The organism is Chromobacterium sp. CV08 (genome assembly GCF_051129845.1).
GTDB lineage: Bacteria > Pseudomonadota > Gammaproteobacteria > Burkholderiales > Chromobacteriaceae > Chromobacterium.
Window position 1 is genome coordinate 1,901,779 of record NZ_CP150453.1, and the last position, 26,590, is coordinate 1,928,368.

Here is a 26,590-nt window from a genome sequence, read left to right on the forward strand (position 1 = left end):
GGCGCGAGGCCGCCTGAACGGCGCGCGCCGCGGCAATATAGAATGATGGAGCATTGATGAATCCCCTGATCGCACAAAGCGAAAGCCGGACGGCTTCTCCGGTGGTGGTGGCGCTGGACTTCGCCGACGCGGACGGCGCATTGGCTTTCGCCAGCCGCCTGGATCCGGCCGAGTGCCGCTTGAAAGTGGGCAAGGAGTTGTTCACCTCCAGCGGCCGCCATCTGGTCGAATCGCTGGCGGCCCGCGGCTTCCAGGTTTTCCTGGACATGAAATTCCACGACATTCCCAATACCGTCGCCCAGGCCTGCAAGGCCGCCGCCGAGTCCGGCGTGTGGATGGTCAACGTCCACGCGTCCGGCGGCCGCCGGATGATGGAGGCGGCGCGCGAGGCGCTGGCCGCTTATAGCCAGCGTCCGCTGCTGATCGCGGTGACGGTGCTGACCAGCATGGAGGCGTCGGACCTGGCCGATGTCGGCATAGACGTCTCGCCGCAGCAGCATGTGTTGCGGCTGGCCACGCTGACCCGCGACTGCGGCCTCGACGGCGTGGTGTGCTCGGCGCAGGAAGCCGTGATGTTGAAACGGGAGCTCGGCGCAGACTTCCAGCTGGTGACGCCGGGCATACGCCTGGTCGACGGCGCCGTCGACGACCAGCGCCGCGTGATGACGCCGCTGGCGGCGCTGGAGGCCGGTTCCGACTATCTGGTGATCGGCCGCGCGATCACCGGCGCCGCCGATCCGCTGGCCACGCTGCGCGCCATCAACCAGGACATCGTCCGTTTCCGCGCGGGGCAGGCATGAAAGTCACCGTGATTGGTTCAGGCTATGTCGGTCTGGTGACCGGCACCTGCCTGGCGGAAACCGGCTACCAAGTCTGCTGCCTCGACGTGGATCCGCGCAAGATCGAGATCCTGCAGAGCGGCGGCATCCCGATTTTCGAGCCGGGCCTGGAAGACATGGTGAAGCGCAATGTGGCCGCCGGCCGCCTGCATTTCACCACCGATGTGGCCGAATCGGTGGCCTTCGGCGAAGTCCAGTTCATCGCGGTGGGCACGCCGCCGGACGAGGATGGCTCGGCCGATCTGCAGTACGTGCTGGCCGCCGCGCGCAATATCGCGCGCCACATGACGGCCTACCGCGTGGTGGTCGACAAGTCCACGGTGCCGGTCGGCACCGCCGACAAGGTGCGCGCCGCCATCGAGGACGAACTGGCTTTGCGCGGCGCCGAGATTCCGTTCAGCGTGGTGTCGAATCCGGAATTCCTGAAGGAAGGCGCGGCGATAGACGACTTCATGCGGCCGGACCGCGTGGTGATAGGCGTAGACGACGAGCGGGCCGCCGACATCATGCGGCGGCTGTACAAGCCGTTCCAGCGCAACCACGAGCGCGTGCTGCTGATGGACGTGCGCTCGGCCGAACTGAGCAAGTACGCGGCCAATGCGATGTTGGCCACCCGGATCTCCTTCATGAACGAGCTGGCCAATCTGGCCGAGACCATGGGCGCCGACATCGAGCAGGTGCGCCTGGGCATCGGTTCCGATCCGCGCATCGGCTATCACTTCCTGTATCCGGGCGTAGGCTATGGCGGTTCCTGCTTCCCGAAGGACGTCAAGGCGCTGGTGCAGACCGCAAAGGAGAACGGCCACACGCTGCGGGTGCTCGCCGCGGTGGAGGAGGCCAACGACGCGCAGAAGCTGCGCCTGGTAGAAAAAGTGACGGCGCGCTTCGGCGAGGACCTGTCCGGCCGCCGCTTCGCGTTGTGGGGTCTGGCGTTCAAGCCGAACACCGACGATATGCGCGAGGCGCCTAGCCGGGTGGTGGTGGACGAGTTGTCGCGCCGCGGCGCCGAGATCGTCGCCTACGATCCGGTGGCGGTGCGCGAGGCGCGGAGGGTGATGGGCGACAACGCCCGGCTTTCCTTCGCCGACGACATGATGTCGGCGCTGGACGGCGCCGACGCCTTGCTGATCGTCACCGAATGGAAGATGTTCCGCGCGCCGGACTTCGACCGTATCCGCAGCAGCCTGAAACAGCCGTTGATCATAGACGGACGCAATATGTACGACCCGGTCTGGCTGCGCGAGCAGGGTTTTGATTATTTGGCCATTGGCCGCTAGAGGACTGTGTTATGAGTTTGATGCAAGATCTCGGGCTGGAAAGCGCGAGCTTGGCGGGCGACCTGTCGAAAGCCCGGGTGTTGGTGGTAGGGGACGTGATGCTGGACCGTTACTGGTTCGGCGACGTTTCCCGCATCTCGCCGGAAGCGCCGGTGCCGGTGGCCCGGATCGGCCGCTGCGAAGAGCGCGCCGGCGGCGCCGCCAATGTGGCGCGCAATATCGCCGGTCTCGGCGGCAAGGCCACCATTCTGTCGGTGGTGGGTTGCGACGAGGCGGCCGACGCGCTGGAGCGCCTTCTGGTGGATGATGGCATCGTCACCTCGTTCAAGCGCGACCCCAATATCGCCACCACCGTCAAGCTGCGGGTGGTGGCGCGCCAGCAGCAATTGATACGGCTCGATTTCGAGGACGCGCCCAGCCGCGAGATTCTGACCGACAAGCTGCAGGAGTTCGCCGCGGTGGTCGCCGAGCATGATGTGGTGATACTGTCGGACTACGGCAAGGGCGGGCTGACCCATGTGGCGGAGATGATAGGCATGGCGCGCGCGGCCGGCAAGCCGGTGCTGATCGACCCGAAGGGCGACGATTACAGCAAATACGCCGGCGCCACCTTGTTGACGCCGAACCGCAGCGAGTTCCGCCAGGTGGCGGGCAGTTGGCAGGGCGAACAGGCTTTGACGGACAAGGCCCAGGCCTTGCGCGCAGAGTTGAATCTCGATGCGCTGCTGGTGACCCGCAGCGAGGAGGGCATGACCTTGTTCCGCGCCGATGGTGCGCTGCATCAGCCGACTTTCGCGCGCGAGGTCTATGATGTGTCCGGCGCCGGCGATACCGTGATCGGCACGCTGGGCCTGGCGATGGCGGCCGGCCTGGCGCTGCCGGAGGCGATGAGCCTGGCCAATGCCGCGGCCGGCGTGGTGGTGGGCAAGCTCGGCACCGCTGTCTGCACGCAGCGCGAGCTGTTCGCTTTGTAAAGCCGCGTCCGGCATGCCGGACGCGTCCAGTTTTCGGGAGCGGATATGGCGGTTTTGAGCGTAAATCCGGCGCGGCAAGTACTGGAATTCTGGTTCGGGGGCCTGGATGCCGCCAGGCTCGGCACCGCGCGCGAGATCTGGTTTCGCCGCGACGAGGCTTTCGACGCCGCGATCCGCCAGCGTTTTTTGGCGCTTTGGTCGCAGTTGGAGCGGGGCGAGTGGCTGATCGACGCCGGCGATGCCGAAGCGGCTCTGGCCTGGCTGATCGTCGCCGACCAGTTTCCGCGCAATCTGTTTCGAGGCGAGGCGAGGGCGTTTGCCAGCGACGAAAAGGCGCGAGCCGGCGCGACGCTGGCGCTGCAGCGCGGGCTGGATCAACGACTGCCGCCGGTGGCACGGGTATTCGTCTATCTGCCGTTCGAGCATAGCGAGGATAGGGACGACCAGCAGCGCTCGGTACGGCTGTTTTCCGCGCTGGACGCCGTTTTGCCCGGTTCCAGCTATCTTGACTACGCCAGGCGCCATCAGCAGGTGATCGCCGAATTCGGTCGCTTTCCGCACCGCAACGCGGCGCTGGGCCGGACCAGCACCGCAGCCGAACTCGCCTATCTGGCCACGCCGGGCGCGGGTTTTTGAACAACTTAAATTGCCGGGCGTCAAAAGCCCGTCACAGAGCAAGGATCAACACATGACTATCGTCGTCACCGGCGCCGCCGGCTTCATCGGTTCCAACCTGGTCAAGGGCCTGAACCAGCGCGGCATCACCGACATCATCGCCGTCGACAATCTCAGCAGCGGCGACAAATTCCATAATCTGGTCGATTGCGAAATCTCGCACTATCTGGACAAGCATGATTTCCTGCACCTGTTGCTGGACGGGGAGTTCGAGGGCGAGTTGTCCGCCATCCTGCACCAGGGCGCGTGCTCGGACACGATGAATCACGACGGCAAGTACATGATGGACAACAACTATCAGTACACGCTGGCCCTGTTCGACTACTGTCAGCACCAGGAAATCCAGTTCCTGTTCGCCTCCAGCGCCGCCACCTACGGCAAGGGCACGGTGTTCAAGGAGGAGCGCCAGTACGAGGGACCGCTCAATGTCTACGGCTATTCCAAATTCCTGTTCGACCAGGTGCTGCGTCAGCGGATGAAGGAAGGCCTGACCGCGCAGGCGGCCGGCTTCCGCTATTTCAACGTCTACGGTCCGCGCGAGCAGCACAAGGGGCGGATGGCGTCGGTGGCCTTCCACCATTTCAACCAGTATCGCGAGTACGGCAAGGTCAAGCTGTTCGGCGGCTGGGACGGCTGGGGCGACGGCATGCAGAGCCGCGATTTCGTGTCGGTCGAGGACGTGGTCAAGGTCAATCTGCATTTCCTCGACAATCCGGGCAAGAGCGGCATCTACAATCTGGGCAGCGGCCGTTCGCAACCGTTCAACGACGTCGCGCACGCCACCGTCAACGCCTGCCGCCGCCATGAGGGCAAACCGGCGCTGACGCTGGATGAAATGGTGCAGCAGGGCATCGTCGAATACGTGCCGTTCCCGGATGCCTTGAAGGGCAAGTACCAAAGCTTCACCCAGGCCGACATCGGCAAGCTGCGCGAGGCCGGTTACGGCGCCGAGATGCTGTCCGTCGACGAGGGCGTCAACCGCTATGTCGATTGGCTGATCGGTCGCTGAGTCACGGGTTTTCGGATCCAGACCGCGCCATCGCACGATGGCGCGGTTTTTTTTCAGGCTTCGTTCTGCCGCAGCCGGGCGCGGGCGTCGCGCTCGTCTTGCAGCCGTTGGGCCCGCAGGGTGTCGGCGACGAAGTCTATGTGCCGTTCGGCGGCCTGTTGCGCGGCGTCTGGCAGGCGATCGCGGATCGCCTGCCAGATGGCCAGGTGCTGGCCGCGCAAGGCCTCGGCGACTTCGCCTGCTGCGAACAGGCTGGCGACGTTGTCGTGGATGTGGCGGCGCAAGACCGCCAGCAGGCTGCCGGACAACTGGACGAAGAGCGCATTGTGAGAGGCTTCGGCGACCGCCCGGTGGAATTCGGCATCGGACTGCGCCTGCTCGGCCAGATCGCCGCCGCGGTAGGCCTGCTGCAAGCGGTCGACGCAGCGTTGCAGCCCTTGCAGGTCCGCCGCGGTGGCGCGGCTGGCGGCGTGGCGGGCCGCCGCGCCTTCCAGCACGCGGCGGAACTCCAGCAGATCGCCATGCAGCGCCTGGTGTTGGCGCAATAGCTTCTCCCACGGATCGGAGAAGGAGGCTTCCAGCCTGTCGGTGACCCAGGTGCCGCCGCCCTGGCGGCTGGCGAGCAGGCCGCGCGAGGCCAGTTGCTGGATCGCCTCGCGCAGCGACGGCCGCGATACGCCCAGTTCTTCGGCCAAGCGCCGCTCGGGCGGCAGGCGGTCGCCCGGCTTCAGGACGCCGTCGAGAATGCGTTTCTCCAGTTGCTGCACGATGAGGTCGGACAGTTTGGGCTGAGTGACTTTGGGGTAGGCCATGTGAGGATGTCCGCAATGAGCGCGTTGGTCTGACCAGATGGCCAAGCATAGCAGAATGCGCGGGCGGCGATCGCCGCGGCAAGCGACCGCTGCGGGAAAAAGATCATGAACAGGCTCCAAGCCTCGCCGATTCTGGATATTTGCTATAAAGACGTACTGTCCTTTGCCCGGAGTGCCGTGATGTCGGACCTGCTGAAGAAGATCGATGCCCGCACCAAGCTGGCCGGCACCAACAAGCTGGAGATTCTGCTGTTTTCGCTGGGCAACGACCAGCGCACCGGCCGCAAGGAGGTGTTCGGCATCAATGTGTTCAAGGTGCGCGAGGTGATGCGCACGCCGGAGATCACCACGGCGCCGGAAATGCCGGCCTCGGTCGAGGGCATGGTCAGCCTGCGCGGCGCGCTGGTGCCGGTGATAGACCTCGGAAAATACACCGGCATCGTGACCGCCAAGCGGCCGGAAATCATGATTGTCACCGAGTACAACGGCCACACCCAGGGCTTTCTGGTGGAGGCGGTGGACACGATTCTGCGGCTGGACTGGTCGGCGATGCGGGTGCCGCCCGACATGATCACCAACCGGATGGCGGGCCTGGTCACCGCCGTCACCGAGCTCGAAAACGGCACGCTGGTGATGATGATGGACGTCGAGAAGGTGCTGGCCGAGACCTGCCTGGCCGACGAGGTCCAGAACTATATCTCGATCGAGCCGGTGAAGGAGGACCGCCACATTTTCTTCGCCGACGACAGCGCGGTGGCGCGCAAGCAGATCGAGCGGACGCTGGAAGCGATGCATATCCGCTATTCGTCGGAAATGAACGGCATGCGCGGCTGGGAAACGCTGCAGAAGATGGCGCAGCAGGCGGAGGCGGCCGGGCGCAAGCTTTCCGAAGAGCTTCACCTGATCCTGACCGATGTGGAGATGCCGGAGATGGACGGCTATATGCTGACCAAGATGATCAAGGACGACGCCCGTTTCGCCGGCATCCCGGTCTTGATGCATTCGTCGCTGTCCGGCATGGCCAACAAGAAGCTGGGCGAATCGGTCGGCGTCGACGCCTATGTGTCCAAGGACGAGCCGCAGAAGCTGGCGAGCAAGCTGCGGGAGATGCTGCTGCTGACCTAGGCGTGTTCAGCTTTCATACCATTGCTTGGTCCCGTTGACCGCCTTGACCACCAGCAACATCGCCGGCACTTCGATCAGCACGCCGACCACGGTGGCGAGCGCGGCGCCGGAGTGCAGGCCGAACAGGCCGATGGCGGCGGCGACCGCCAGTTCGAAGAAATTGGACGCGGCTATCAGCGCCGACGGGCAGGCCATGCAGTGCCGCTCGCCCGCCTTCCTGTTCAGCCAGTAGGCCAGCGCCGAGTTGAAGAACACCTGGATCAGGATGGGCACGGCCAACAGTGCGATCACCAGCGGCTGGCCCAGGATGGCCACGCCCTGGAAGGCGAACAGCAGCACCAGCGTCGCCAGCAGCGCGGCCATCGACCACGGGCCGATCCGGGCCATGGCGGCATCGAAGGCGGCCTGGCTTTTGGCGAGCAAGGCCTTGCGCCACAGCTGGGCCAGAAGCACCGGAATCAGGATGTACAACACCACCGAGGCCAGCAGCGTGTCCCACGGCACGGCGATCGCCGAGATGCCCAGCAGCAGGCCGACGATGGGTGCGAAGGCGAACAGCATGATGGCGTCGTTCAGCGCCACCTGCGACAGCGTGAACAGCGGGTCGCCGTTGCTCAGCCGGCTCCAGACGAAAACCATGGCGGTGCACGGCGCGGCGGCAAGCAGGACCAGGCCGGCGACATAGCTGTCCAGCTGTTCGGCGGGCAGCATGGGCGCGAACGCGTGCCGGATGAACAGCCAAGCCAGCAGCGCCATGGAAAACGGCTTGACCAGCCAGTTGACCAGCAAGGTGACGGCGATGCCGCGCACATGTTGCCGCACCTCGTGCAAGGCGCCGAAATCCACCTTCATCAACATCGGGATGATCATCACCCAGATCAGCAAGCCGACAGGCAGATTGACGCCGGCGACCTCCAGCCCGGCTATCGAATGAAACAGGCCGGGCGCCAGTTGGCCGGCGGCGATGCCGGCGGCGATGCACAGCAGCACCCACAAGCTCAGATAACGTTCGAATGTTCCCATCGCGGGGGCTTGGGCCGATGTGCCTGCAGCCATGTCCTGATGCGCGCTCATGAAATGCCCAACGCTTCGCGCACGGCGGGCACCAGCCTGGCGCGGATGTCGTCGCGCACGCGGATGAAGCTGTCCAGCGTTTCGCCATGAGGATCGTGGAAGCCGACATGGATGCGCTTGAGCGGCCGTGGAAAGACGGGACAGCTTTCCCTGGCCTTGTCGCACACGCTGACCACCAGATCGATGTCCTCGTTGATCACGGCGTCCACATCCTTGGGATGCAGGCCATCGGTGGGCAGACCGGCCAGCCGCAGCGCTTCTATCGCGCCGTCTGCCACCGTGGCTTGCGGCGCGGTGCCGGCGGAGAGGGCGCGCGCCAGGCCCGCCAGCTCATGATTCAGGATGGCTTCGCCCATTTGCGAGCGGCAGGAGTTGCCGGTGCACAGCACCAGCACGGTTTTGAGTCGGCTCATGTCGGCGATGCTCCATCGCGGGCGGGCTGGCTGTCGGGCGCGCAGCAGACTGCCGGGGGCCGACAGGGTTCTCCCTGGCAGCAGTTACGGGTCAGAAAGCCGATCAGCGCGTCCATCGCGCCGTATTCGGCCGAATAACGGATGAAGCGGCTCTCGCGCTCGCCTTTGACCAGGCCGACCCGGCTCAGGTGCGACAGGTGGAAGGACAGCGTGGCGGCGGGCAGGCCCAATCGTTCGGCGATGGCGCTGGCGATCAGTCCTTGCGGACCGGCTTCCACCAGCAGGCGATAGGTGGCCAGCCTGGACTCATGCCCGAGAGCGGCCAGGCGTTCGGCTGCGCTTAATATTTCCATATTTCCATTATTATGGAAATAATGAACGCTTGCCAAGCGAGAAATGCGTTGAGCGCATCTCGTCCTCCCCGACTATCCGCTGGGCTCCTTGCGCGCAGCGGCATGGCCCGAGTCCCGACTTTCTCCAAAAAACCACAAAGCGCAATCTTCCGCCAGGCGTGCCTGCCGCGCCGGCGGATGGCTGCGGGCGCATCGGCATGCCGGGGTCGCTCTTGTCATATTGACGAACTCAAGCATTCACTCTAAAGTGGTTTTCATAATAATAATTGGTCTTACCAATTTACAAAGAGAGCCATGAAGACGCCTGCCGACGTATACCTGTTCGGCACTTGCCTGCTCGATCTGTTCCTGCCCGAGGCCGGTCTCGACGCCATCGCGCTGCTGGAACGGCTGGGCATGCGGGTGCACTATCCCCAGGCCCAGAGCTGCTGCGGCCAGCCGGCCTATACCAGCGGCCATCCCAGGCAGGCCCTGGCGGTGGCCCGCGCGCAGCTGGCCTGTTTTCCCGAGGACTGGCCCATCGTGGTGCCGTCCGGTTCCTGCGGCGGCATGATCAAGCACCACTGGCCGCGGCTGTTCGCCGGTGAGCCGGACGAGGCTGCGGCCTGCGCCGTCGCGGCGCGGGTGGCGGAGTTTTCCGATTTCCTGCTGAACCGCCTGGACTGGCGGCCCGAGGACATCGGCCCGCCGGTGGCGGTGGCGGTCCACACCTCCTGTTCGGCGCGGCGCGAGATGAACGTCCACCGGAGCAGCTGGGCGCTGGTCGACCGGCTGCAGAACGTCGAGCGGGTGCTCCACGATCACGAGTCCGAATGTTGCGGCTTCGGCGGCACGTTTTCGATCAAGCATCCGGACATCGCCGGCGCGATGGTGGCCGACAAGGCGCAAGCGCTGCGGGACGGCGGCGCGACGGAGTTCGTCACCGCCGACGCCGGCTGCCTGCTCAATATCAACGGCAAGCTCGGGCAGTGCGGCAGCGCCTTCCAGGGGCGCCACCTGGCCAGCTTCCTGCTTGAACGCACCGGGGGCAAGCGATGAGCGCGCGCGACGCCATTCTGGCCAAGCTGCGCGCCGCGCCGCGCCGGGAGCTGCCGCGGCCGGATCTGGCCGGCCATTTCCGGCGTTTCGCCGACGGCGAGGACGAGGTCGCCAGGCTGCGCCGCTGGGCGGCGGCGATGCGCGCGGCGAAGACCGAAATCCTGTGGACGCGCGAGGCGGACTGGGACGCGGCGCTGGCCGGCTGGCTGGACGCGCATCCGCAGCCGTCCTTGCTGCTGCCGGACGCGCCGCATGGCCGCAGGCTGGCGCGCCGGCTCGAGGGCGGCGCGAATCCGCCGCGCATCGTCTGTTTCGACCGCGAGGTCGACGACTGGAAGGCCGAGCTGTTCGACGTCGCCGCCGCTTTCACCATCGCCCGCTGCGGCATCGCCGCCACCGGCACGCTGGTTCTGTGGCCGGACGAGACGGAGCCGCGGACGATGAGTCTGGTGCCGCCGCTGCACATCGCCTTGTTCGACGCCGCCGCCCTGTACCCGGATTTCTATTCGGCGATGGAGGGTGGGCGCTGGGCCGACGGCATGCCGACCAATGCCTTGCTGATCTCCGGCCCGTCCAAGACCGCCGACATCCAGCAGACGCTGGCCTACGGCGCGCATGGTCCGCGCGAGCTGCTGGTGGTGGCGCTGGTCCCGCCGCATGTCGCGCTGGCCGAGCTGGAAGGGGGCGGGCGATGAGGGCGCATCCCGTCACCGTCCATCGGTCCCGGGCTTTCAAGGACAATGCCCGCGCCGCGCTGGCCGACGACAAGCTGCGGGCCAGCCTGCGCGGCGCGATGGATTTCCTGATGGCCAAACGACTGGCCTCGTTTCCGGACCCGGCGGAACTGGCGGCGTTGCGCACGCTGGGTGAGGGGATACGCCGGCGTTGTCTGTCCAAGCTGCCGGATTTGCTGGAACAGCTGGAAGAAAGGCTCGCCGCCAACGGCGTCCAGGTGCATTGGGCCGAGACGCCCGCCGACGCCAACGGCATCATTCACGGCATCGTCGCCGGCAGGCGGGGCAAGCTGATGGTCAAGGGCAAATCGATGGTCAGCGAGGAGATCGAGCTCAACGATTATCTGGCGGAACGCGGCGTGGAGGCGGTGGAGAGTGATATGGGCGAATACATCGTCCAGCTGGCCGGCGAGAAGCCGACCCACATCATCATGCCGGCGATACACAAGACCCGGCAGGACATCGCCAAGCTGTTCCATGAGCAGTTGCCGGACACGCCTTACACCGAGGACGTCGATGAACTGATCCGGATCGGCCGCCGCGTGCTCAGGCAAAAATACCTGGACGCCGACGTCGGCCTGTCGGGCGTCAACTTCGCCGTCGCCGAAACCGGCACGCTGTGCCTGGTGGAAAACGAAGGCAACGGCCGGATGTGCACGACGGTGCCGGACGTGCACATCGCCGTCACCGGCATCGAGAAAGTGGTGGAGAAGCTGGAGGACGTGGTCCCGCTGTACAGCCTGCTGACCCGTTCCGCGATCGGCCAGGCCATCACCACCTACTTCAATATGATCAGCGGACCGAGAAAGCCCTCCGAGAAGGACGGCCCGCGCGAGGTCCACCTGGTGCTGCTGGACAACGGCCGCAGCCAGGCCTACGCCGACGAGCAGTTGCGCCAGACCTTGCAATGCATACGCTGCGGCGCCTGCATGAACCACTGTCCGGTCTACACCCGAATCGGCGGCCATGCCTACGGCACCACCTATCCGGGACCGATAGGCGAGATCCTTTCGCCGCATCTGATGGGCTTGGCCGACACGCGCGACCTGCCGACGGCGTCCAGTCTGTGCGGCGCCTGCGGCGAGGTGTGTCCGGTGCGCATCCCGATCCCGGAGATGCTGATGCGGCTGCGCGAGGAGAGCCAGCGGCCGGCGAACGAGCCGGTGGACCATCCGCTCGCCGGTCAGGGCGCGGCGGCCAGCGCGGTGGAACGCGCAGCGTGGACGGGTTGGCGCCTGGTCAACGCCTCGCCCGGCCTGTACCGCTTGTTCGGCTGGACGGCGACGCGGCTGCGCAGGCACGCGCCCAAAAATCAGCTGGGTTGGACGCAGAACCATCTGCCGCTGACGCCGGCGCCGAAGACGCTGCACGAGCTGGTGCGCGAGCGGGAGGCAAAGCGGGAGGGGCCGGCATGACGCCCGCCCACGCCGCCTTCCTGGACGACCTGCGCCGGGCGATGCCGGCGTCGCGCATTTTCACCGACCCCTTGTCCACGCTGGCCTACGGCACCGACGCCAGTTGCTACCGCCTGCGGCCGCAGATCGTCGCCCGGGTCGACAGCGAGGCCGAGGTCGCCGATCTGCTGCGGCTGGCCCGCCGGCACCGCGTCGCCGTCACCTTCCGCGCGGCCGGCACCAGCCTGTCGGGCCAGGCGGTGTCGGACTCGGTGCTGGCGCTGCTCGGCGACGGCTTCAACCGGGGCGAGGTGCTGGACGGCGGCGCGCGCATCCGGCTGGGGCCCGGCATGATAGGCGCGCACGCCAATGCGATGCTGGCGCCGTACGGACGCAAGCTCGGGCCCGATCCGGCGTCGATAGACACCGCCAAGATAGGCGGCATCGCCGCCAACAACTCCAGCGGCATGTGCTGCGGCACTCGCGACAACAGCTACCACACGATGCAGGCGATACGGCTGATGCTGGTCGACGGCACGGTGCTGGACAGCGCCGATCCGTCCAGCGTGGCGGCCTTCCGCGATTCGCACGCCGGTCTGCTGGACGGCCTCTCGCGGCTGTCGCGCGAGCTGGCCGGCGACGCCGGGCTGGCGGAGCGGGTGCGGCGCAAATACCGGCTGAAGAATACCACCGGCTACGGCATCAACGCCTTGCTGGATTTCGCCGATCCGCTGGACATGCTGACCCATTTGCTGATCGGCTCCGAAGGCACGCTGGGCTTCATCGCCGAAATCACCTTCCACGCGGTGGTCGAGCATCCGCACAAGACGTCGGCGCTGGTGTGGTTCGACGATCTGAGGCGCTGCTGCCGCGCGGTGTCGGCGCTGGGCGAGGCGAGGGCGCGCCACGGCGTGTCGGCGGTGGAGCTGATAGACAGCCGCAGCCTGCGGGCGGTGCAGGGCAAGCCGGGCCTGCCGGATTTCCTGCGCCGGCCGGTGGGGCCGGACAGCGCCTGCCTGCTGATCGAGCTGCGCGCCGCCGGCGCGGCGGAGCTGGACGGACACGCGGAGGCGATACAGGGGCTGTTGGCCGGTTTCGAACCGCAGGCGTCCAGCGGCTTCAGCCGCGACGCGGGCGAGTGCGCCGGCTACTGGGCGCTGCGCAAAGGCCTGTTTCCGGCGGTGGGCGCCGCGCGGCGGACCGGAACGACGGTGGTGATAGAGGACGTGGCCTTTCCGGTTCCGCAGCTGGCCGACGGGGTCGCGGGGCTGACCGCGCTGTTCGACAAGCACGGCTACGACGAGGCGCTGTTGTTCGGCCACGCGCTGGACGGCAATCTGCACTTCGTGTTCGCGCCCGGCTTCGACAGCCCGGCCGAGGTGGCGCGCTACGCCGCCTTCATGCAGGATGTCAGCGACCTGGTCGCCGGCGAGTACGACGGATCGCTGAAGGCAGAGCACGGCACCGGCCGCAATGTCGCGCCCTTCGTCCGCCAGGAGTGGGGCGACGCAGCGTGGAACATCATGCGCCGGATCAAGGCGCTGTTCGATCCGGACGGCCTGCTGAACCCCGGCGTCATCATCACCGACAACGACAGGCTGCATCTGGAAAACCTGAAGCTTATGCCGGCGGCCGACGACATCGTCGACCGCTGCACCGAGTGCGGTTTCTGCGAGCCGGCCTGTCCGTCTCACGGCCTGACGCTGAGTCCGCGCCAGCGCATCGCGGTCTGGCGCCGCATCCGCCAATTGGAACGCGACGGCGTCGGCGCGGCGGAACGGACGGCACTGAAGTCCGGCTTCCGCTACCGCGCGATCGATAGCTGCGCCGCCACCGGCATGTGCGCGACGCGCTGTCCGGTCGGCATCAACGCCGGTCTGCTGATGCAGCGGCTGCGGGGGCCGGTCCGGCATCCCGGCCTGGCCCGCTTCGCCGCCCGTCACATCGCGTCGATGACGGCGGCGGCCCGGACCGGCTTGACGCTCGCGCGCATGGCGGGCGGGCGCAGGACCATCCCGCTGATCCCGGTCGGCTTGCCGCGCGCCGCCGCGCCGTTGCCGGAGCCGGGCGGCGACGGCGAGCCGGTGGTGCTGCTGGTCAGCTGCGTCAACCGCGCGCTGGCCGACGGCGACGACGGGCGGTCCTCTGCGTTCCATGCGGTCAGCCTGCTGCGCCGAGCCGGTTTCGCCCCCATCTATCCGCCGGGCCGCGACGGCCTGTGCTGCGGCCAGCCGTTCGCCTCTGCCAACGCCGCCGAGGCGCTGGCCATCAGCCAGGACGCGCTGAACGCCGCGCTGCTGCGCGCCAGCGGCGACGGCCGCCACCCGGTCTATCTGGACAACGGCCCGTGCGCGGCGCGGGTGCTGCAGGCGCAGCGCGACGGCTTGCTCGACGCCAGGCTTCGCCTGTGCGACGCCGCCAGCTTCCTGGCCGAGCGCGTCCTGCCCCGGCTGACGATACGGCGGCGGCTGCCGGAGCTGGCGCTGCACATCCCGTGCAGCGTGAGCGCGATCGGCGGGGCCGGCCATCTGCGCCGGCTGGCCGCCAGTTGCTGCGAGCGGCTGACGGTGCCGGACATCGCCTGCTGCGGTTTCGCCGGCGTCAAGGGTTTCACGGTGCCGGAATTGAACGCGCACAGCCTGAGGCGGCTGGCGCCGGCCTTGCCGGCGACCTGCCGTCACGGCGTGTCGATCAGCCGCAGCTGCCAGATCGGCCTGAGCGAGCACGGCGGTATCGCCTACCGCGGCATCGAGGCCCTGCTCGACGCCTGCAGCGCCGAGGACGCCGAACTGTCCTGTTACCGATGGTTATTAGATTAGACAGAACGATTTCGTATCTGCTGATAGCCAATCGATATAATGGGGCCAGTTCTGGGAGAGCCTCTGTGTACAAATATCTGGAAGATTTCGTCGGCGGCACGCCGCTGGTCAGGCTGAAGCGCCTGCCTGCGGGCAACGGCAATGTGGTGTTGCTGAAGCTGGAGGGCAATAATCCGGCCGGCTCGGTCAAGGACAGGCCGGCGCTGTCGATGATACGCCGCGCCGAGCGGCGCGGCGACATCCGGCCCGGCGACACGCTGATCGAGCCCACCAGCGGCAACACCGGCATCGCGCTGGCGATGGCGGCGGCGATGATGGGCTACCGTATGGTGCTGATCATGCCGGAGAACTCCAGCGCCGAGCGGGTGCAGGCGATGCGCGCCTATGGCGCCGAGGTGATCCTGACGCCGGCCGCCGGCTCGATGCCGGCGGCGATAGACCTGGCGCGCAGCATGGAGGCGGCCGGCCAGGGCCGCATCCTGGACCAGTTCTCCAATCCCGACAATCCGCAGGCGCACTATGAAACCACCGGCCCTGAAATCTGGGCCGACACCGGCGGCGGCATCACCCATTTCGTTTCCAGCATGGGCACGACCGGCACCATCATGGGCACCGGCCGTTTCCTGAAGGAGAGGAATCCGGAGATCCGCGTCATCGGCGTCCATCCCGAGCCGGGCAGCCAGATCGCCGGCATCCGCAAATGGGAGGATCCGTATGTGCCGAAAATCTGCGACTTCTCCCGCATAGACGAAATCCAGCAAGTGGGCCAGCGGGAGGCCGAGGACACCGCGCGGCTGCTGGCGAGGCGCGAGGGCATCTTGGCCGGGCCGTCGTCCGGCGGCGCGCTGGCGGTGGCGTTGCGGCTGGACGCCCAGTTGAGGGGCGCCGTCATCGTGTCCGTGGTCTGCGACCGCGGCGACCGCTACCTGTCGACCGGATTGTTCGACCAGGCTTGACGCGGCGGGGTCCGACGCCCGCTTGGCAGCGGACAGCTTGGCGATTAGCATGGTTTTTTGTTCGAAAGATGCCGATATGCTGCAACTTTATGTCGATCAGGATTTTCTCAGTCCCTATGCGATGGCCGTCTTCGTCGCGCTGAGCGAGAAGGGTCTGCCGTTCGAAACGCTTACCCGCGATCTCGCCGGAGGCCAGCAGTTCGAGCCGGCCTACCGCGCGCAGTCTCTGACCTCGCGGGTGCCGACGCTGGTGGACGGCGATTTCTCGCTCAGCGAGTCTTCGGCCATCATCGAATACCTGGACGACGCCTACCCGGCCACCGCCCGCGCGCTGCCGACGGAGCCTAAGGCCCGCGCCCGCGCCAGGCAGCTGCAGGCCTGGCTGCGCAGCGATCTCTTGGCGTTGCGGAACGAGCGCAGCACCGAGACGGTGTTCGGCCTCAAGCCGGCCTTGCCGCTGGGCGCGGAGGCGCGCGCGGCGGCGGACAAGCTGATCGCGGTGGCCGAGGCCGTGGTGCCGGCCGACGGCGGCGAGCTGTTCGGCGGCTGGTGCGTGGCGGACGCCGAACTGGCCCTGCTGCTGAAGCGGCTGACGGCCGACGAGCTGCCGCCGAGGCTGGCCGCCTACGCCGAACGGCAGTGGCGGCGGCCGTCGCTGGCGGCCTGGCGCGCCCGGCAGACTCGCTGAGCCGGTTTCGCCCGCTCTATACTGCGGAAAAGAAGGCAGGGGACGGGGACGATGAGTGTCGGGAAAACGGGCTTCAGGCTGTGGGCCGCCCTGCTGCTGGCTTGCGCCGGCGCGCAGGCGGACGCGGCGACGCGCGATCTGCATTTCGTCACCCAGCTGTTTCCCCCGTTCATCACCGAAGGCGCCGGCGGCAAGCTCGACGGCGCGATGATCGTCATTCTGCGCGAGGCCTGCCGGCGGGCGGACTGGAACTGTACCGTCCAGGCCATGGTGTGGAAACGGGCCTTGCTGACTGTCAGCCAGGGGGGCGCCGACGGGCTGGTGCTGGCGCAGGACGCGCCGGAGCGGCGCGCGGTGATGGAATTGTCCAAGCCGGTGCTGGCCAGCAGCTACGGCCTGTATGCGAAAAACGGCAGCGCCCTGCGCTATCGCGCGCCGGCCGATCTCGCCGGCCGGACCGTGGCGGTCTACGGCCCGTCGCTGTCGCAGACCAATAGCGAGCGGCTGATACAGGGCGTGCCCGGCGCGAGACTGGCGGTGGAGCCGGATCCGGAAACGGTGCTGCGCAAGATGGCCGCCGGCCGCTACGGCGTCGGGGCGGTGGCGTTTTCCAACGACGACGTCGCGCGCTACTGGATGCGGCGCGACGGCCTGGCCAATCTGAACAGGCTGGCCGAGGTCAGGCAGCTGACCTATCTGTACGGCTTCACCCGCAGCCGGGTGCGGACCGGCATGCTGGAGACCTTCAACCGCACGCTCGACGACATGTGCCGCGACGGCAGCCTGAAACGGCTGGCGGCGCCGTCCGGCATCCGCCTGGCCTCCTGCCGCTGAGCGGACAAAGCGGTTATCATCTGGGATTCACGCCGCGCCGCGCAAGCGGCGCCCAACGCAGCGCAGAACAAGCACAAGACATGTCGCAACACACATTCTCTCCGGACGAGAACGTCCACTGCAGCCCCAAGGGCTGGTATCGGATGGCCAGCGAAAAACCCGGCTTCATCCACGACGAGGCGCAGGCCGCGGCGATCGAGCAACTGGACCGGCTGTGGCACGCGCTGGTGGATTTCAAGGCCAAGCGCAACCGCTTTCTCGGCCGCAGCCTGAGAAGTCCGGAGGTGCCGCGCGGCCTGTATTTCTGGGGAGGCGTAGGACGGGGCAAGAGCTTTCTGATGGACGCCTTCTACGCCTGCGTGCCGTATCGCCGGAAGCGCCGCATCCACTTCCACAGCTTCATGGCGGAGACGCACCGCGAACTGAAGAAACTGGCCGGCGGCAAGGACCCGCTGCTGGCCTATGCCGACCAGATCGCCAGGGCGACGCGGCTGCTGTGCTTCGACGAATTCCACGTTTCCGACATCGCCGACGCGATGATACTGGGCCGGCTGCTGTCGGCCTTGCTGGAGCGGGGCGTCGTCGTGGTGACCACGTCGAACTACGCGCCGGACGATCTCTATCCCAATGGCCTGCAACGGCAGAACTTCCTGCCGACGATAGCGTTGATCAAGCGCGAACTGGACGTGCTGAACGTGGACGGCGGCCACGACTACCGCTTGCGCGAGCTGACGCGCGAGCCGCTGTTCATGGTGCCGGCCGACGAGGACAGCGAGCGGCGGATGGAGCAGCTGTTCCGCAAGGTGGGCACCGGCGCCGAGCTGCCGCAGAAGTCCATCGCGGTGCTGGGCCGCGAGATCGCGGTCAGGCGCCTGTCGCCGGGCGTGGCCTGGTTCGATTTCGCCGCGCTATGCGACGGTCCGCGCGCGCAGACCGATTATCTGGAGATCGCCAGCGAATTCCACACGGTCTTCCTGTCCGACATTCCCAGGCTGTCCGCCAAGCAGGCGTCGATCGCGCGGCGCTTCACCTGGCTGGTCGACGTGTTCTACGACAACCGCGTCAAGCTGATCGCCTCGGCGGCGGCCGCGCCGGAGGAGATCTACACCGAGGGCCTGCAGGCCGGCGAATTCTTCCGCACCGCCAGCCGGCTGACCGAGATGCAGTCGAAGAGCTATCTGGAACTGCCGCACCAGTCGATGGCGCAAAGCCACGACCAGCCGCCGCCGGGCGTGGTGCTGTAGCCGGCGGCGCGCTCAGTTGCGCGCCGGCTGGATGTCCAGTTCCTGGATGTGGTCGGCCGCCATGATGTCGCGCGACAGGTCGACCACGCTGATGAAGGTGCGGCGGTTGCGCGCCGAGATCAGGAAGGTCCAGCGGGTGCCGGCCTGGTCGGCCTGTATGCTGACGCTCTCGTCGTGCAGCTCCAGGCCGAAGCGTTCCAGTCGCGCCGCCAGCTTCTCCACCGACCAGTTGTGCGTCGGGTCCAGCCGTATCGTGACGAACAGGCTGACCCGGCGCGGCAGGATGTGTTCGATGCGGTTGACCACGACGACGAAGGCCATGCACAGCACCGTCATCGCGATGGCCGCGCCGTAGAAGCCGACGCCGACCAGGATGCCTATCACCGACGACATCCACACCGAGGCGGCCGAGGTCAGGCCGCTGATGCTCAAGCCCTCCTTCATGATCATGCCGGCGCCGAGAAAGCCTATGCCGGTCAGCACGCCCTGGGCCACCCGGGTCATGTCGCCGTGCACCGTGTCGGGGCTGTGGCCGCCGTACCAGAAGCCGGAATAGCCGATGATGCTGATCGCCGCCGCCGAGGCCATGCAGACCAGGCCGTAGGTGCGCATGCCGGCGGCGCGGCCGTTGTACCAGCGCTCGTAGCCGAGCAGGCTGCCCAGCAGCAGGCCGCCCAGCAGATTGGCGATCAGCAGCAGATTGACCTCGCACTTCGCGCCGCTCCAGTACAGCTCGGTCAGTTGCTGCCAGCTTAAATCCATGTTTTGCTCCCCCGGCGGTTCCATCGTAGATGCCACGATGATTGCATATCCGGCGGTTTTTCCCCAGCATGGCATGTGCGGTCGCCGTGCGTAAGGGAATGGACTGATCGGTATTTCTTTACGTAAAGACATGTAGTCCGCTTGCTACATTTTTGCGTCCGCCTCTTTCGGAGTGCGGAAAATATCTGTTATAAATTCGTGCTGATTACGTTTTAGCTTGTGAATTCCAGTTTATGAACCGCGATGTAGCAAAGATACACAAGGGGGTGGCATGACTCGGGTGCTGGTGGTAGGCAGTATCAATATGGATCTGGTGGTGTCCGCCAGACGCTTGCCGCAGCTCGGCGAAACGCTGCTGGGCGACGGCTTCGCCACCTATCCGGGCGGCAAGGGCGCCAACCAGGCGGTGGCCGCCGCCCGCCTCGGCGCCGAAGTGGCCTTGCTCGGCTGCGTCGGCGACGACGCTTTCGGCCGCGATCTGCGGGCCCATCTCGAACGCGAGGGCATAGACACCGGCGGCGTGCTGACGGCGGCCGCGCCGACCGGCATCGCCGTCATCACCGTCAGCGGCGGCGACAACGCCATCATGGTCGTGCCCGGGGCCAACCACCATTTGCTGCCCGAGCACCTGGACGCCGCCGAGCAGGCTTTCGCCGACGCCGACGTGGTGCTGACCCAGCTGGAGATTCCGCTGGCGACGGTGCGTCGCGCGGCCGAGCTGGCGGCGCGGCACAAGAAGCCGCTGCTGCTGAACCCCGCGCCGGCGGTGCCGCTGCCGGAGGAACTGCTGGAGCGGGTGGCGCTGCTGACGCCGAACGAACACGAATTCCTGACCATGCTGGCCCAGCCGGACGCCGACTGGCGCGCGCTGCTGGCCGATCGGCCCGGCAAGCTGGTGATGACGCACGGCAAGCACGGCGCCTATTTCGCGCTGGCGCGCGGACAGTTGCGCCACCAGCCGGGTTTCAAGGTCGAGGCGGTGGACAGCACCGGCGCCGGCGACACCTTCAACGGCGCCCTGGCGGCTTTCCTGCCGCAGGGGCTGGAAGAGGCGGTGCGCCGCGCCAACGCGGCGGGCGCCTTGGCGGTGACCCGTCCCGGCGCCCAGGGCGGGATGCCGACGCTGGCCGAACTGGAGGCGTTCCTGGAGCGCGGCGCATGAAGAAGTACGGCCATCTGAACCGGGACATCGCCCGCATCCTGGCCGCAATGGGCCACGGCGACAGTCTGGTGATCGCCGACTGCGGGCTGCCGATCCCGCCCGGCGTCGAATGCATAGACCTGGCGCTGCAGCTGGGGCGGCCCGGCTTCGGCGAGACGCTGGACAGCATACTCGCCGACTTCCAGTGCGAGCGGGCGGTATTTGCCGTAGAATGTCAATCGCATAATGTGATGGCGAGGGACAAGGCCGAGGCGCTGGCCCGCGCCGGCGTCGCGCTGGATTTCGTCAGCCACGAGGAGTTGAAGCGGCGCTGCCACTCGGCGCGCGCGGTGATACGCACCGGCGAGTGCACGCCTTACGCCAACGCCATTCTGCATTCCGGCGTGATTTTCTGAGGGGCCGGACATGCAAGTGACCATGCGCGGCATCGACAAGGCCTTCGGACCGGTCAAGGTGCTGCAGAACGTCGAATTCACGGTGCGCGGCGGCGAAATCCACGCGCTGATGGGCGAAAACGGCGCCGGCAAGTCGACGCTGATGAAGATACTCAGCGGCGTGCACCGCGCCGACGCCGGCGAAATCCTGCAGGACGGCCGCCGGCTGGACCTGCGCGACACCGCGGCGGCCGAGGCCGCCGGCATCGCCATCATCCACCAGGAACTGAACCTGATCCCGCAGTTGTCGGTGATGGAGAACCTGTTTCTCGGCCGCGAGCCGTCGCGCTTCGGCGTCATAGACTTCGCCGCGATGCGCAGCCGGGCGCGGGAGCAGCTGGCGGCGCTGGGCGCCGGCGGCATAGATCCGGACGCCGAGGCCGGCAGTCTGTCGATAGGCCAGCAGCAGATGGTGGAGATCGCCAAGGCGCTGGCGCTCAACGCCCGCGTGCTGATCATGGACGAGCCGACGGCGGCGTTGACCGAGCGCGAGATAGACCGGCTGTTCGACTTGATGGCCGGCTTGAAGGCCGGCGGCGTCGGCATCGTCTACGTCTCGCATCGGATGGAGGAGATCTTCCGCGTCTGCGACCGGATCAGCGTCCTGCGCGACGGCTGTTTCGTCGGCGAGCGCGACGTCGCCGCCACCGATTTCGACGAGGTGGTGCGGATGATGGTCGGACGCGAGATAGGCGAGCGCTATCCGAAGCGGCAGGCCGCGCCGGGCGCGGTCAGGCTGGCGGTGGAGAACCTCTCCGACGGGGACATGATAGAAGGCATCTCCTTCGACGTCCGCGCCGGCGAGGTGCTGGGCATCGCCGGACTGATGGGCTCGGGACGAAGCGACATCCTGAAGACGCTGTTCGGCGCCAAGCGCCGCACGGCCGGCCGCGTCGCGCTGGACGGCGTGGCACTCGGGGTGGCCGCGCCCGGCGACGCCATCGCCGCCGGCCTGGGCTTCGTGCCGGAAGACCGCAAGGGCAGGGGGCTGGTGCTGGGCATGTCGCTGCGAGAGAACGCGACGCTGGTCCACCTGGACCGCTACGCCCGTCTGGGCGTGGTGCGCGCCGACGACGAAAAGCGCGCCGTCGACGAGCTGATCGCCCAGCTGCGCATCCGCACCCGCGACGCCGAACTGGACGTCAAGTCGCTGTCCGGCGGCAATCAGCAGAAAGTGGTGTTCGCCAAATGGCTGGCGCGCCCGCCCAAGGTCTTGCTGCTGGACGAGCCGACGCGCGGCGTCGACGTCGGCGGCAAGGCCGAGATCTACCACATCGTCAACCAACTGGCCGCCGCCGGCACCGCCATCGTGATGGTGTCGTCGGAGTTGCCGGAAGTGCTGGCGCTGAGCGACCGCATCCTGGTGCTGCACGAGGGCCGCCAGGCCGGCATCTTCGCCGCCGCCGGCTGCAGCCAGGAAACCCTGATGGCCGCCGCGACCGGCGGGGCCGTCGCCACCGAAACCAGGAAGCAAGCATGACCCCGCAACAAAAAGCCACTCTGCAACGTCTCGGACCGTTCATCGCGCTGGCGCTGGTGGCCGCCGGCCTGTCGGTGATGAGTCCGGATTTCCTGACCGTCAACAATCTGCTGAATGTGATGCGCCAGGTGTCGATCAACGCGCTGATCGCCTTCGGCATGACGCTGGTGATCCTGCTCGGCGGCATAGACCTGTCGGTCGGTTCGATATTGGCCCTGTCGTCGGTGATCGCGGCGACCTTGCTGCGCGCCGGCGCCGATCCGATGCTGGCGACGCTGGCCGGCATCGCCGCCGGCGCCGCGATGGGCCTGTTCAACGGCCTGGTCATCAGCAAGGGCAGGGTGGCGCCGTTCATCGCGACGCTGGCGACGATGACGATACTGCGCGGCCTGGCGCTGGTGTTTTCCAACGGCAGCCCGATCACCGGTTTCGACAGCGAGCTGTTCTCGATGCTGGGCGGCGGCTACGTCGCCGGCCTGGTGCCGGTGCCGGTGGTGTCGATGCTGGTCCTGTTCGCCGTCTTCTGGTTCGTGTTGAAGAAGACGGTGTTCGGCCGCCATCTGTACGCCGCCGGCGGCAACGAGGAGGCGGCGCGGCTGTCCGGCGTCAAGGTCGACAGCATCAAGCTGTGGGTCTACTCCGTTTCCGGCGCGATGTCGGCGCTGGCCGGCGTGGTGCTGACCTCGCGGCTGAACTCGGCGCAGCCGACGGCCGGCACCGGCTACGAGCTGGACGCCATCGCCGCGGTGGTGCTGGGCGGCACCAGCCTGACCGGCGGCCGCGGATGGATCTTCGGCACCCTGGTCGGCGCCTTGCTGATAGGCGTGTTGAACAACGGCCTCAACCTCCTCGGCGTGTCCTCGTTCTACCAGCAGGTGATCAAGGGCGCGGTGATTCTGCTGGCGGTGCTGCTGGACCGCCGCGGCAACAAGTGATTCCGGCGGCCCCGCCGCCCAATGCAGTGCATCTGTCCATTCTTCAGGGAGTCTCAGCATGAAACGCATTCTCACCCCGCTGATGGTTGGCGTTCTGGCCCTCGGCGTCGCCGCCTGCTCCAAGCAGGGGCCGGGCTCGGCCGCCGGCGACGCCAGCGCCGCGGCGGCGGACGGCAAGATCACCGTCGGCCTGGCGGTGTCCACGCTCAACAACCCCTTCTTCGTCGAGTTGCGCGACGGCGCGGCGGCCGAGGCCAAGAAGCAGGGCGTCAATCTGATCACCGTCGACGCGCAGGACGATCCGGCCAAGCAGCAGGCCAGCGTCGAGGACCTGATCCAGAAGAAGGTGGGCGTGATCCTGATCAATCCGACCGATTCCTCCGCCGTCGCCAATGTGGTGAAGGAAGCGACCGACAAGGGCATCAAGGTGGTGTCGCTGGACCGCAGCGTCAACGGCGCCGCGGTCAGCTCCCACATCGCGTCCGACAACACCGCCGGCGGCGTGATGGCCGGCCAGTATCTGCTGGGCAAGCTGGGCGGCAAGGGCCGCATCGTCGAGCTGGAAGGCATAGCCGGCTCCTCCGCCGCCCGCGAGCGCGGCGAGGGCTTCCACCAGGTGGTCGACAACAAGGGCGGCGTCAAGCTGCTGGCCAGGCAGCCGGCCGATTTCGACCGCGCCAAGGGCCTGTCGGTGATGGAGAACATCATCCAGGGCAACAAGGACATCCAGGGCGTGTTCGCCCACAACGACGAGATGGCGCTGGGCGCGGTCAAGGCGATCCAGGCCGCCGGATTGAAGAACGTCGTCGTGGTCGGTTTCGACGCGACGCCCGACGCGGTGGCCGCGGTGAAATCCGGCACGCTGTCCGCCACCGTGCAGCAACAGCCGGCGCTGATCGGCGCCTATGGCGTGCAGACCGCGAAGAAGCTGGCCGAGGGGCAGAAGGTGGAGCGCTTCATCCCGGTGCCGCTGAACCTGGTCAAACAGTAGGCGGCGGCAGGCGGACGGGTCCGGCGCGGTGCGCCGGACCCGTTTTTGCCGATATCATCTATTTCGTCAGTTCCCATCGTCCGCACCGCCAATGAGCCATTTCAAACGCCTGACCATAGACGACATCGCCGAGTTGGCCGGCGTGTCGCGTACGACCGCCAGCATGGTGCTGAACGGCCATGCCGAGCGCTACCGCATCTCGTCCGCCACCGTGGAAAAAGTGCAGCGGGTGGCGCGCGAGCACCATTTCCGTCCTTCGCAGCAGGCGCGCAGCCTGCGCAGCCGGCGCAGCAGCAGCATAGGCCTGGTGATTCCCGACCTGACCAACTCCAGCCACGCCGCGCTGGCGCAGGCGCTGGAGAACGGCTGCCGCGCCCTGGGTTATCAGCTGTTGATGGTGACCAGCGACGAGGACGCCGAACGCGAGAGCGCCGGCATCGGCCAATTGGCCGCCCGCCAGGTGGACGGGATGATAGTCGTGCCGTGCAGCGGCGACGCCGAGCGCTATCTGCCGTGGACCGGCAGGCTGCCCTTCGTCTTCGCCGACCGTCACATCCCCGGCAGCGGCATTCCGGCGGCGGTGACGGCCGCCGCGGCCAGCGTCGAAGCCTTGCTGGGGCCGGTGCTGGCGGCCGGCGTCGACGAGCTGGTGTATTTCGGCGGCCAGCCGACGCTGTCGTCCGGCCGCGAACGGCTGGCCGGCTATCGGCAGGCCCTGGCGGCGCACGGCATCGCGCCGGCCGGCGACTGGGTGGCCGAGCGCGACTTCCAGCGCGAATCCGGTTATGCCTTGATGCGGGACTGGTACCAGCGGCGCGGCCGTTATCCGCGCGCGCTGTTCACCACGGCGATCACCTTGCTGGAGGGCGTGCTGTCCTTCATCCGCGAGCGGCACCGCCTGCGCGAGGCGCCGCAATACCTGCTGACTTTCGACGATCATCCCTTGCTCGATTGCCTGCCGCTGCCGATAGACGCGATCCGGCAGGACAGCGACCGCCTGGCCGAGGCCAGCCTGGGCCAGGTGATGGCGCTGCTGCGCGGCGAGGCGCTGGCCGAACGCGATGTGCGGGTGCCGGCCAGCCTGAACCTGCGCCGCCTGTCGGCTTAGCGTTTTTCAATCGGCCCAGACCGGCGCGTGCGCGTCCAGCGGCATTGACGGCAGCGCCCAGCGCGCCGGCGTCGCCGACAGCAGGGCGGCGTGGCGCACGCTCAGCAGGCGGCCGAAGCCGGATTCGCTTTCTTCCAGCCACGGACGGGCCTGTTCCAGCGTCGGCAGCGATGCCGTCGTGGCGATGCGGCCCAGGCCGCGCAGCCAGCGGCCGGCCTGGGCCAGCGATACTTCGACATGCCAGCTACCGCCCTCCCGCTGCTGGCGGTGCAGCGCGGCGATCGCGCCCAGCGCGGCCAGGGTGCCGGCGCTGTGGTCCAGTATCTGGCCCGGGAAGGCGCGCGGCGCGTCGGCGCCGAAGGCCTCGGCCTCGGCGACGTTGAAGCCGGAGGCGGTCTGGGTCAGAGAGTCGAAGCCGTGCCGGCCGGCCCAGGGGCCGGCGTTGCCGTAGGCGTTCAGCGTGACGTAGACGATGCCGGGCCTGAGGCCGGCCGCCGCTTCCGGCGAGAAGCCCAGCGCCGCCAGGCCGCCGGGGCGGTAGCCCTGTATGAAGACGTGGGCGCCGGCCAGCAGACCGCGCAAGCGCGCCTTGTCCGCCTCCATCGTCAGGTCCAGCCGGGCATTGCGCTTGCCGCGGCCCATGTCGATGTCCAGCGTCGGAATGGTCGGCAGGCGGGGCGAGGTGATGTGCAGCACGTCGGCGCCGTGGGCGGCCAGCACGCGGCCGGCCACCGGGCCGGCGATGACGCGGGTCAGGTCCAGCGCGCGCACGTTCTCCAGCGGGCGTTCGCCGGCCGGCAGCGGCAGCGGGGGCGCGTCGGCGATGCGGTTGATGCTCAGCGTCGGCAAGCCGGCCACCGCCAGGCCCTGGGGGTGGGCGTCCCATTCGTCGAAGCTGCGCAGCGCCGTCGCCACCAGGCCGCGTTCGGCGGCGGCGTCCTCGAAATCGAAAGCGCGCCAGTCTTGCAGCGCGGCGGCGACCGCGGCCTTGTCGTAGTCGCAGTTCAGCAGTTGCAGCACGCCGTCGCGGTGGTGGGGGAAATTGGTGTGTATGCGCAGCCAGCGGCCGTCGCCGCAGCGGTAGACGCCGGCTATCTTGTCCCACGGGTCGGCCGGCGGCTCGCCGTCCACCCGCAGATACAACTCGCTGCGGAACTCGGCCGCGGCGTGGCCCATGTCCACGCTGACCGTCTGCGGGCCGCCGCCGCGCAGTTGCCGGAAGGAGGCGGCGGCCAGGCCGCTGGCGGCGACGCAGGCCTGGGCGGCGCGGCCCAGCGCGAAGGACGACGGCAGCGCCGGCTCGTCGCCGGACAGGCTTAGCCTGTCCAGCCATTCGGGGGCCAGGCCGCAGTGCAGCCATAATTGACGGACGGCGTCGCCGACGATGGCGCTCATGATCGAATCTCCTGGATATCGGATCGGATATTTAAGCGTCAAGCGCGACCGACGGTCAATCTGTT

Annotated in this window: 26 protein-coding genes; 20 read left to right on the forward strand and 6 right to left on the reverse strand. The window is 67.6% G+C overall.

From position 1 onward, the window contains the following. The first annotated feature begins 56 nt into the window (after positions 1 to 56). From pyrF to rfaD, 5 genes are read left to right on the forward strand one after another with little or no spacing between them, the layout of a single operon-like run. Positions 57 to 800: an orotidine-5'-phosphate decarboxylase gene (gene pyrF, locus WNM05_RS09190; protein WP_434634359.1), complete on the forward strand. Its 744-nt coding sequence runs from the start codon at positions 57 to 59 to the stop codon at positions 798 to 800. Then, on the forward strand, positions 797 to 2,116 hold the full coding sequence (locus WNM05_RS09195; protein WP_434634361.1) for a UDP-glucose dehydrogenase family protein: 1,320 nt from the start codon (positions 797 to 799) through the stop codon (positions 2,114 to 2,116). The genes pyrF and WNM05_RS09195 overlap by 4 nt, the downstream gene beginning before the upstream one ends. Before the next feature lie 11 nt (positions 2,117 to 2,127). Further along, complete coding sequence (rfaE1, locus tag WNM05_RS09200) at positions 2,128 to 3,090, forward strand: D-glycero-beta-D-manno-heptose-7-phosphate kinase (protein WP_434634363.1); 963 nt, start codon at positions 2,128 to 2,130, stop codon at positions 3,088 to 3,090. Between the two features lie 45 nt (positions 3,091 to 3,135). Then, positions 3,136 to 3,726: a DUF924 family protein gene (locus WNM05_RS09205; protein ID WP_434634364.1), complete on the forward strand. Its 591-nt coding sequence runs from the start codon at positions 3,136 to 3,138 to the stop codon at positions 3,724 to 3,726. A gap of 52 nt (positions 3,727 to 3,778) precedes the next feature. Further along, positions 3,779 to 4,774 carry an ADP-glyceromanno-heptose 6-epimerase gene (rfaD, locus tag WNM05_RS09210; protein ID WP_434634366.1) on the forward strand — a complete coding sequence of 332 codons (996 nt, stop codon included), beginning with the start codon at positions 3,779 to 3,781 and terminating at the stop codon, positions 4,772 to 4,774. Positions 4,775 to 4,827: 53 nt separating this feature from the next. Here the strand turns inward: rfaD and WNM05_RS09215 are convergent, their stop codons facing one another. Next, on the reverse strand, positions 4,828 to 5,586 hold the full coding sequence (locus WNM05_RS09215) for an FCD domain-containing protein (protein ID WP_434634368.1): 759 nt from the start codon (positions 5,584 to 5,586) through the stop codon (positions 4,828 to 4,830). Between the two features lie 180 nt (positions 5,587 to 5,766). Between WNM05_RS09215 and WNM05_RS09220 the strand changes: the two genes are divergently transcribed. Then, positions 5,767 to 6,711, forward strand: a complete 945-nt coding sequence (locus WNM05_RS09220) for a chemotaxis protein (RefSeq protein WP_434634370.1) — start codon at positions 5,767 to 5,769, stop codon at positions 6,709 to 6,711. Positions 6,712 to 6,717: 6 nt separating this feature from the next. Here the strand turns inward: WNM05_RS09220 and arsB are convergent, their stop codons facing one another. From arsB to WNM05_RS09235, 3 genes are read right to left on the reverse strand one after another with little or no spacing between them, the layout of a single operon-like run. Then, positions 6,718 to 7,734, reverse strand: a complete 1,017-nt coding sequence (arsB, locus tag WNM05_RS09225) for an ACR3 family arsenite efflux transporter (protein ID WP_434634371.1) — start codon at positions 7,732 to 7,734, stop codon at positions 6,718 to 6,720. Between the two features lie 47 nt (positions 7,735 to 7,781). Continuing rightward, positions 7,782 to 8,198 carry an arsenate reductase ArsC gene (locus WNM05_RS09230; RefSeq protein WP_434634374.1) on the reverse strand — a complete coding sequence of 139 codons (417 nt, stop codon included), beginning with the start codon at positions 8,196 to 8,198 and terminating at the stop codon, positions 7,782 to 7,784. Further along, positions 8,195 to 8,551 (reverse strand): ArsR/SmtB family transcription factor, encoded by a 357-nt coding sequence (locus WNM05_RS09235; protein ID WP_434634376.1) that lies wholly within the window; start codon positions 8,549 to 8,551, stop codon positions 8,195 to 8,197. Before WNM05_RS09235 ends, WNM05_RS09230 begins: the two co-directional genes overlap by 4 nt. Before the next feature lie 294 nt (positions 8,552 to 8,845). Here WNM05_RS09235 and WNM05_RS09240 point away from each other — a divergent pair, with 294 nt between their 5' ends. The 8 genes from WNM05_RS09240 to zapE all read left to right on the forward strand — a co-directional run bounded on the left by WNM05_RS09240 (position 8,846) and on the right by zapE (position 18,258). After that, complete coding sequence (locus tag WNM05_RS09240) at positions 8,846 to 9,589, forward strand: (Fe-S)-binding protein (RefSeq protein WP_434634377.1); 744 nt, start codon at positions 8,846 to 8,848, stop codon at positions 9,587 to 9,589. Next, entirely contained in the window at positions 9,586 to 10,284 is a 699-nt protein-coding gene (locus WNM05_RS09245; protein WP_434634378.1) for a LutC/YkgG family protein, read from the forward strand. The genes WNM05_RS09240 and WNM05_RS09245 overlap by 4 nt, the downstream gene beginning before the upstream one ends. Continuing rightward, entirely contained in the window at positions 10,281 to 11,738 is a 1,458-nt protein-coding gene (locus WNM05_RS09250) for a LutB/LldF family L-lactate oxidation iron-sulfur protein (RefSeq protein WP_434634380.1), read from the forward strand. The genes WNM05_RS09245 and WNM05_RS09250 overlap by 4 nt, the downstream gene beginning before the upstream one ends. Continuing rightward, entirely contained in the window at positions 11,735 to 14,536 is a 2,802-nt protein-coding gene (locus tag WNM05_RS09255; protein ID WP_434634382.1) for an FAD-binding and (Fe-S)-binding domain-containing protein, read from the forward strand. The genes WNM05_RS09250 and WNM05_RS09255 overlap by 4 nt, the downstream gene beginning before the upstream one ends. A gap of 65 nt (positions 14,537 to 14,601) precedes the next feature. Beyond that, a complete protein-coding gene (cysM, locus tag WNM05_RS09260; RefSeq protein WP_434634383.1) occupies positions 14,602 to 15,492 on the forward strand; it encodes a cysteine synthase CysM in 891 nt (296 codons plus the stop codon). Between the two features lie 76 nt (positions 15,493 to 15,568). Further along, a complete protein-coding gene (gene yfcF, locus WNM05_RS09265; RefSeq protein ID WP_434634385.1) occupies positions 15,569 to 16,180 on the forward strand; it encodes a glutathione transferase in 612 nt (203 codons plus the stop codon). Positions 16,181 to 16,231: 51 nt separating this feature from the next. Continuing rightward, positions 16,232 to 17,014 carry a substrate-binding periplasmic protein gene (locus WNM05_RS09270; protein WP_434634387.1) on the forward strand — a complete coding sequence of 261 codons (783 nt, stop codon included), beginning with the start codon at positions 16,232 to 16,234 and terminating at the stop codon, positions 17,012 to 17,014. An 80-nt stretch (positions 17,015 to 17,094) separates the two neighbouring features. Continuing rightward, entirely contained in the window at positions 17,095 to 18,258 is a 1,164-nt protein-coding gene (zapE, locus tag WNM05_RS09275; protein WP_434634389.1) for a cell division protein ZapE, read from the forward strand. Positions 18,259 to 18,270: 12 nt separating this feature from the next. Here zapE and WNM05_RS09280 read toward each other — a convergent pair whose 3' ends face one another. After that, the gene (locus WNM05_RS09280) at positions 18,271 to 19,020 is read right to left on the reverse strand and encodes an MgtC/SapB family protein (protein WP_434634391.1); all 750 of its coding nucleotides are present in this window, start codon (positions 19,018 to 19,020) and stop codon (positions 18,271 to 18,273) included. Between the two features lie 271 nt (positions 19,021 to 19,291). On the opposite strand from WNM05_RS09280, the gene rbsK reads away from it, so the two are divergent. From rbsK to WNM05_RS09310, 6 genes are all read left to right on the forward strand, one after another. Further along, on the forward strand, positions 19,292 to 20,182 hold the full coding sequence (gene rbsK, locus WNM05_RS09285) for a ribokinase (RefSeq protein WP_434634394.1): 891 nt from the start codon (positions 19,292 to 19,294) through the stop codon (positions 20,180 to 20,182). Then, the gene (gene rbsD / locus WNM05_RS09290; RefSeq protein WP_434634396.1) at positions 20,179 to 20,577 is read left to right on the forward strand and encodes a D-ribose pyranase; all 399 of its coding nucleotides are present in this window, start codon (positions 20,179 to 20,181) and stop codon (positions 20,575 to 20,577) included. The genes rbsK and rbsD overlap by 4 nt, the downstream gene beginning before the upstream one ends. Positions 20,578 to 20,587: 10 nt before the next feature. Next, positions 20,588 to 22,096: a sugar ABC transporter ATP-binding protein gene (locus tag WNM05_RS09295; protein ID WP_434634397.1), complete on the forward strand. Its 1,509-nt coding sequence runs from the start codon at positions 20,588 to 20,590 to the stop codon at positions 22,094 to 22,096. After that, entirely contained in the window at positions 22,093 to 23,031 is a 939-nt protein-coding gene (locus WNM05_RS09300; protein WP_434634398.1) for an ABC transporter permease, read from the forward strand. The genes WNM05_RS09295 and WNM05_RS09300 overlap by 4 nt, the downstream gene beginning before the upstream one ends. Positions 23,032 to 23,089: 58 nt before the next feature. Further along, positions 23,090 to 24,022: a ribose ABC transporter substrate-binding protein RbsB gene (gene rbsB, locus WNM05_RS09305; RefSeq protein WP_434634401.1), complete on the forward strand. Its 933-nt coding sequence runs from the start codon at positions 23,090 to 23,092 to the stop codon at positions 24,020 to 24,022. A 91-nt stretch (positions 24,023 to 24,113) separates the two neighbouring features. After that, complete coding sequence (locus tag WNM05_RS09310; protein ID WP_434634404.1) at positions 24,114 to 25,130, forward strand: substrate-binding domain-containing protein; 1,017 nt, start codon at positions 24,114 to 24,116, stop codon at positions 25,128 to 25,130. A gap of 6 nt (positions 25,131 to 25,136) precedes the next feature. Here WNM05_RS09310 and WNM05_RS09315 read toward each other — a convergent pair whose 3' ends face one another. Next, positions 25,137 to 26,525 (reverse strand): CoA transferase, encoded by a 1,389-nt coding sequence (locus WNM05_RS09315; RefSeq protein ID WP_434634405.1) that lies wholly within the window; start codon positions 26,523 to 26,525, stop codon positions 25,137 to 25,139. Positions 26,526 to 26,590: the final 65 nt, after the last annotated feature.

What these genes read in the sequence shown, in the direction of transcription:
- pyrF (WP_434634359.1), top strand. Translation starts at nt 57, where the DNA reads ATGAATCCCCTGATCGCACAAAGCGAAAGCCGGACGGCTTCTCCGGTG.
- WNM05_RS09195 (WP_434634361.1), top strand. Translation starts at nt 797, where the DNA reads ATGAAAGTCACCGTGATTGGTTCAGGCTATGTCGGTCTGGTGACCGGC.
- rfaE1 (WP_434634363.1), top strand. Translation starts at nt 2,128, where the DNA reads ATGAGTTTGATGCAAGATCTCGGGCTGGAAAGCGCGAGCTTGGCGGGC.
- WNM05_RS09205 (WP_434634364.1), top strand. Translation starts at nt 3,136, where the DNA reads ATGGCGGTTTTGAGCGTAAATCCGGCGCGGCAAGTACTGGAATTCTGG.
- rfaD (WP_434634366.1), top strand. Translation starts at nt 3,779, where the DNA reads ATGACTATCGTCGTCACCGGCGCCGCCGGCTTCATCGGTTCCAACCTG.
- WNM05_RS09215 (WP_434634368.1), bottom strand. Translation starts at nt 5,586, where the DNA reads ATGGCCTACCCCAAAGTCACTCAGCCCAAACTGTCCGACCTCATCGTG.
- WNM05_RS09220 (WP_434634370.1), top strand. Translation starts at nt 5,767, where the DNA reads ATGTCGGACCTGCTGAAGAAGATCGATGCCCGCACCAAGCTGGCCGGC.
- arsB (WP_434634371.1), bottom strand. Translation starts at nt 7,734, where the DNA reads ATGGGAACATTCGAACGTTATCTGAGCTTGTGGGTGCTGCTGTGCATC.
- WNM05_RS09230 (WP_434634374.1), bottom strand. Translation starts at nt 8,198, where the DNA reads ATGAGCCGACTCAAAACCGTGCTGGTGCTGTGCACCGGCAACTCCTGC.
- WNM05_RS09235 (WP_434634376.1), bottom strand. Translation starts at nt 8,551, where the DNA reads ATGGAAATATTAAGCGCAGCCGAACGCCTGGCCGCTCTCGGGCATGAG.
- WNM05_RS09240 (WP_434634377.1), top strand. Translation starts at nt 8,846, where the DNA reads ATGAAGACGCCTGCCGACGTATACCTGTTCGGCACTTGCCTGCTCGAT.
- WNM05_RS09245 (WP_434634378.1), top strand. Translation starts at nt 9,586, where the DNA reads ATGAGCGCGCGCGACGCCATTCTGGCCAAGCTGCGCGCCGCGCCGCGC.
- WNM05_RS09250 (WP_434634380.1), top strand. Translation starts at nt 10,281, where the DNA reads ATGAGGGCGCATCCCGTCACCGTCCATCGGTCCCGGGCTTTCAAGGAC.
- WNM05_RS09255 (WP_434634382.1), top strand. Translation starts at nt 11,735, where the DNA reads ATGACGCCCGCCCACGCCGCCTTCCTGGACGACCTGCGCCGGGCGATG.
- yfcF (WP_434634385.1), top strand. Translation starts at nt 15,569, where the DNA reads ATGCTGCAACTTTATGTCGATCAGGATTTTCTCAGTCCCTATGCGATG.
- WNM05_RS09270 (WP_434634387.1), top strand. Translation starts at nt 16,232, where the DNA reads ATGAGTGTCGGGAAAACGGGCTTCAGGCTGTGGGCCGCCCTGCTGCTG.
- zapE (WP_434634389.1), top strand. Translation starts at nt 17,095, where the DNA reads ATGTCGCAACACACATTCTCTCCGGACGAGAACGTCCACTGCAGCCCC.
- WNM05_RS09280 (WP_434634391.1), bottom strand. Translation starts at nt 19,020, where the DNA reads ATGGATTTAAGCTGGCAGCAACTGACCGAGCTGTACTGGAGCGGCGCG.
- rbsK (WP_434634394.1), top strand. Translation starts at nt 19,292, where the DNA reads ATGACTCGGGTGCTGGTGGTAGGCAGTATCAATATGGATCTGGTGGTG.
- rbsD (WP_434634396.1), top strand. Translation starts at nt 20,179, where the DNA reads ATGAAGAAGTACGGCCATCTGAACCGGGACATCGCCCGCATCCTGGCC.
- WNM05_RS09295 (WP_434634397.1), top strand. Translation starts at nt 20,588, where the DNA reads ATGCAAGTGACCATGCGCGGCATCGACAAGGCCTTCGGACCGGTCAAG.
- WNM05_RS09300 (WP_434634398.1), top strand. Translation starts at nt 22,093, where the DNA reads ATGACCCCGCAACAAAAAGCCACTCTGCAACGTCTCGGACCGTTCATC.
- rbsB (WP_434634401.1), top strand. Translation starts at nt 23,090, where the DNA reads ATGAAACGCATTCTCACCCCGCTGATGGTTGGCGTTCTGGCCCTCGGC.
- WNM05_RS09310 (WP_434634404.1), top strand. Translation starts at nt 24,114, where the DNA reads ATGAGCCATTTCAAACGCCTGACCATAGACGACATCGCCGAGTTGGCC.
- WNM05_RS09315 (WP_434634405.1), bottom strand. Translation starts at nt 26,525, where the DNA reads ATGAGCGCCATCGTCGGCGACGCCGTCCGTCAATTATGGCTGCACTGC.